At 39.3% G+C, this 5,059-nt stretch carries 2 protein-coding genes and 1 pseudogene; 1 reads left to right on the forward strand and 2 read right to left on the reverse strand.

Annotated elements, in window-relative coordinates; all coding sequences use genetic code 11:
* Positions 1-199, reverse strand: a pseudogene (locus ACQR30_RS12165) (RagB/SusD family nutrient uptake outer membrane protein); the annotation flags it as partial.
* Positions 200-227: 28 nt separating this feature from the next.
* A complete protein-coding gene (locus tag ACQR30_RS12170) occupies positions 228-3,368 on the reverse strand; it encodes a SusC/RagA family TonB-linked outer membrane protein (protein ID WP_429735459.1) in 3,141 nt (1,046 codons plus the stop codon).
* A gap of 599 nt (positions 3,369-3,967) precedes the next feature.
* On the opposite strand from ACQR30_RS12170, the gene ACQR30_RS12175 reads away from it, so the two are divergent.
* Positions 3,968-5,059 (forward strand): hypothetical protein (locus ACQR30_RS12175; protein WP_429735461.1); only part of this gene is annotated, 1,092 nt, incomplete at its 3' end.

The following is a 5,059-nucleotide window of genomic DNA, read 5'->3' on the forward strand; positions in this document are numbered from 1 at the left end:
ATCCCAGAAAAGTATAATTGCTATTTGCATCGGCCAGGTGGGGCAGATAAGAGTAGCAAGTAAATAAGTATTTTTCGGCGGTCGCCCTTAATTGAAAGGCCTGATCTAACGTTGCGATATCGGCGGGTAAAATATTCAAAAACTTATTACACCCAGTTAAAAATAAAAGCAACAGGGGTAGCATTTTTAATAACTTCATATTTAATGATTTTCTTTATGGTAATAGATTATAGTGATAATGTTACACCAGCATTCAGCACCAATTGAATGGGGTATCCAAGGCCGTTTCCGCCCATTTCAACATCCCACAGTTTGAACTTACTGAACGTATACATATTCAAACCATTAATGTAAAATCGAGCATTTGATAATTTCAGTCGTTTCATTAAACGCTTTGATAGCGTATAACCTATTTCCGCGGATTTTATGCGTAAAAGTGCTCCGTTGCGCATAAACCATGTACTGGTTTGCGTATTATTCTGACTAACGTCAACACCTAATCGCGGCCATAGCGCATAAATATTGCGATTGTCTTCGCTCCAGTGATTATCTGCCCATACTTTTAAAAGCTGCCTCTGTTCATTAACAAAAGGGGATGTCGCAGCTGCATCGATCCAGAATGATTCTTTAGCAAGACCCTGGAAAAATATGGAAAAATCAAATTGTCCAATTCCGGTAGACAGCCCACAGCCGTAGACAATTTCCGGCGTAGTCGGATAGCCAATTGGAACTTTATCCAGCTCAGTAATTTGCCCGTCTCCGTTTACATCTCTATATTTAATATCGCCGCCGCCATAAGGTCCAAAATTTTGTTTAGGCGAATTCTGAGCATCTAAATCATCAACAAACAAGCGCTCCGCAATATATCCCCACTGTTGTGATAATGACTTGCCCGGATGTAGAAGATTTTTCTCCGCATATTGTGGCTCTTCATAGGTTTCATATGCACTTGTACTATAAGTAAAATTGCCCTCGGCCTTGGCCCACCATTTGGAGGTAATATTTTGAGAATAATCTAGTGCTATATCTACTCCTTGACTTCTGGCCTTACCAACATTGGCTCTCGTTACAACCGAAAGTCCCATTGTAGTTGGAATAGATGTTCGATCCATTAGGATATTTGAGCGTTGTTCTTTATAAACATCTACATCGAGATTTAATTTACCAAACAAGGACATGTTTAACCCATAGTTTGTTTTAGCAGCCCTTTCCCAAGTAATATTATTATTTGCATACCTCAATACGTCAATTCCCGAAAGCGAATAATCTTTTAAAGTTCCAAACGTCATTCCTCTGGCACCACTATTCATATTGACGTCGGAAAGATAAAAGAACCGGTCTGTTGCATCGCCAATGGCATCATTACCCACAAAACCATAAGTCGCCCTTAGCTTAAATAGCGTAACAACATCCTTTAAACTGGTCCAAAACTTTTCGTTTGATAACGTATAGGCGACACCAATAGAAGGAAAGAATCCATAACGCTGCTTTTTGGCAAATCGCTCGGACCCATTATAGCCAAAATTGAATTCAGCGGCATAGCGATTGTCGTACAGATAGGACAACCTTCCCGATAAGCCCACATTTCTAAAAGGCAGAGAGGTTTGCAGCGAAGTAGCACTGCTATTTATACTGTTTTTCGCGACACCAACCAGCGTGCCACTAAGTGTATTTACTTTATTAAATACCCTTCGATAATCCAATGCCAGCTCACTATAAAAATCCGCCGAGAGTGTTTTATCTCCAGGATTATAATCTAAATATTCTGTGCCAGCGGGGGCAGAAGATTGTCCTGATTCCATATTTAGCGGTAAGAGTGAATAAGTCTTGGTCACATAATCATAATTTGTCGTCGTGTAAAAGAAGGGGCTATAGGCTCTGGTGACCGAAAAGCTACCGTTGCGAGACACATTCAATAATCCACGAGCAGACAATCCTTTTGTAATAAAGGATAATTTCTGATTTAGCGCGATTTGCGCGTTTAACGCAAAACTATTGGAAGACATATACCCTTTTTGTAAATCAGCGTACGGATTGTTGTACTGTGCATTCCCCGCATTTCCAAACATAATGTGTTTGACATATTTTGTTTCAGGCGTGGGTGCATAATAGGCGGGAAATAATACAGAATTTGATTGCATTATTTGATTGTATATATCGGCTCCGCCGGATAAGGGGCCCCTGTTATCCGCAAAAGAACCTGAAAGTCTTACAATCATTTCTGTTGTGGAGGTAAGATTTATATTTACATTGCTGCGCAAAGAATATGTCAATAGTTTTGAGTTACTATTGAAATTGGTTCTTTTATCAACATTTAAAAGTCCGTTGTCTACATTCATCGATCCTGAGACAAAATAACGTGCGACTTTTCCCCCGCCGCTTAAACTTAAATTATAACGTTGATTATTTGTACTTTTCTTCAATAGCATTTTTTGCCAATCAGTTACAGGGTATTCAATAGGGTCGGTGCCCATTCGTGTATTTTCAATCTTATCTTTTGAATACAATAGGCCACCAAGAGGATTGCGCGTTAACACAGCTTCATTCGCCAGTTCCATATAGGTAATCGGGTCTGCCAGCTGTACGTTTCTGGTGGATTGTGACCTGGAATTTTCCATTCTGAAGAACACTTTTACCTTACCCTCCGTGCCCTGTTTGGTAGTTATAAGTATAACGCCATTTGCCCCTTTGGATCCGTACAAGGCAGAAGCAGTGGCGTCCTTAAGTACGGAAAAACTAGCGATATCATCTACTTGCAAATGAGCAAGATCAGTAGCCGAAACCTCAATATTATCAACGAGAATTAACGGATAGTTTCGGTAACCAAATGTTGTGACACCCCGAACGAAAAAGTTTGCATTGTCCGCCCCCGGCTCACCACTTCTTTGGAAGGCGATTATGCCCGCTATTTTCCCCGCAAGCGCATTGGTCAGGTTACTAGCCGGTATTTTAAGATCAGATGGATTAATTGTTGCTATAGCCCCCACCAACTCCTTTTTCCTTTGGGTGCCATGGGCCACGACTACTACCTCATCACCGGCATCAGACTCCGACGCCCTTAACATAACTGTTACAACGGCTTCTGAATTACTGACTTCCACCTCAGAAGTTTCGTAACCAATGTAAGAAACCCGAAGCGTTCCCTTTTTATAGGGTAATCCAATAGTAAAATTACCGGCACTGTCGGTAAGAACCCGATGATTTGCCCCCTTCAGTTCTACAGTAGCACCGCTGAGAGGCATTCCGCTCTTGCTTGCAATCACCTGTCCTTTTATTTTTACAAGTGCCTGGGCATTCGCTAAAAATGGAATACCGACAATGCAACAAATAAATAGTACAGTAAACACAAACTTTGCTTTTTTTAACATACGCAAGAAATTTTGAAGATTAAAAAATGACAATGACAAATTCGAATCACAAAATTTTAAAAAATTTAACGGATCTACAACATCTGAATTAACCATCATTGATGGTTTTTTGCAAACATTTAACGGTGGAAATAAGGGCATTGTTAAATTGTCGTTTAACACCCACTCGACGGATGCATTTTATATTTTCATTTTAGTCGAATAATTTTCTACAACACCATCATACAGGTGTTTATAGAGCTCCAGATCATTCATAAGAAAGCGTATGCTCTAAATGAAAATTGAACGAGGAATAAAAAAGCAACTTTGTAGACAAAAGGGTACTCCTGCCGGATTTACCACATCTAAATAGACAATTATTGATGCTTTCTTTGCAATTGCTATTTTTAAACACCCCATAAAAGATGTAATCGATGAAAGAGGGATTAACGGGTAGTTGCCGGCGCGGTATTTTTACAGTACCTTCTTTTAAGCAATCGATTGCACAATAAACAGAAGACTAATAATGATAAATTAGCGTCTTTTAGATGGATATTTACTTTCTACATTGATTATAAAATGGCGTAAATATTATTTCTTTTAATATAAAAACGAAGTTCGTGAGATTCCCTATTCTTATTCTCTCACTTTTTGTCCTACAAAATTTACTTGGGCAAAAAGCTATAGTAAAAAATAACAAGATAGAGCGAGTATTAACCTTTGACGGAAAGGTTTGGCGTACCACAAAATTTTCTTCCATTGACCATAAAATTTCTATTGCTGTAAAAAGTGATGAAGTAAATATTTTAGGTATGGACAGCTCAGAAGGCTTGTCTATCGGCGATTTCAATACCATCGGTGCTCCGCGGGCTTATACGTCCGGCGACACCAATTTTCTTTCTATTGCTTATAAGCAACTTGCTTATACAAAGAAAAATGAAGTCGCGCCGCAACGTATGATTATAAAATATTTCGCCATAAAAAATGAAAATTTCATTAGAAAAAATATCACGTTGATATACGATAAACCTACAACCATAGATCGCCTGGAGGTAGAGCGTTTTATCATACCTAAAGATGCTTGTGGTGGCGGAAGAGGCCAACCCGTTTTTGTAAACAACCAATGGTTCTTTGCATTGGAATACCCGGCAGGTTATAGCCGCCATACAGATGGCAATACACCGAAAAGTTATAGCCGTCATTTTGAAAAAGTAGGTAATTATAGTTTTATCAATTTAGAGGGCAGAGATATAGAACCTCACGCAACGAAAGGGATGTTGCGCTTAATGCATTTTCCTGGTTACACGGTCAAAATAAACCATTCTTATCAAATAAATAGTAAAACCGCAGTAGAGGGATTTGCAGAAAATAACGAATCGATTACAAGGGCTTTCATGCAATATCTTTCTACCATTTGGAAGCGGCCACGCTCCTTCCTGCATTACAATAATTGGTTCGACTCCTCTGCAAAGGACTTAAGTGGTAACGGCTTATTGGACGTGTATCTCGCTTATAAAAAAAATATATCACCTTATGGAGTAAAGCTGGATGCTGTTGTAGCCGATGATGGCTGGCAAAATAGAAACAGTATTTGGCAACCCTCACCAGAATATTTTCCCAAAGGAGATACAAGTCTTGCCGCATTGAGCAGGAAACTGAAAGAAGCGGGTGTTGGTTTTGGATTATGGTTATCGCTTAATGGTTACAATAAC

Source organism: Arachidicoccus sp. (assembly GCF_050436765.1).
Classification (GTDB): domain Bacteria; phylum Bacteroidota; class Bacteroidia; order Chitinophagales; family Chitinophagaceae; genus Arachidicoccus.

Coding starts and splice junctions, on each gene's coding strand:
- ACQR30_RS12170 (WP_429735459.1), bottom strand. CDS start 3,368: ATGTTAAAAAAAGCAAAGTTTGTGTTTACTGTACTATTTATTTGTTGC.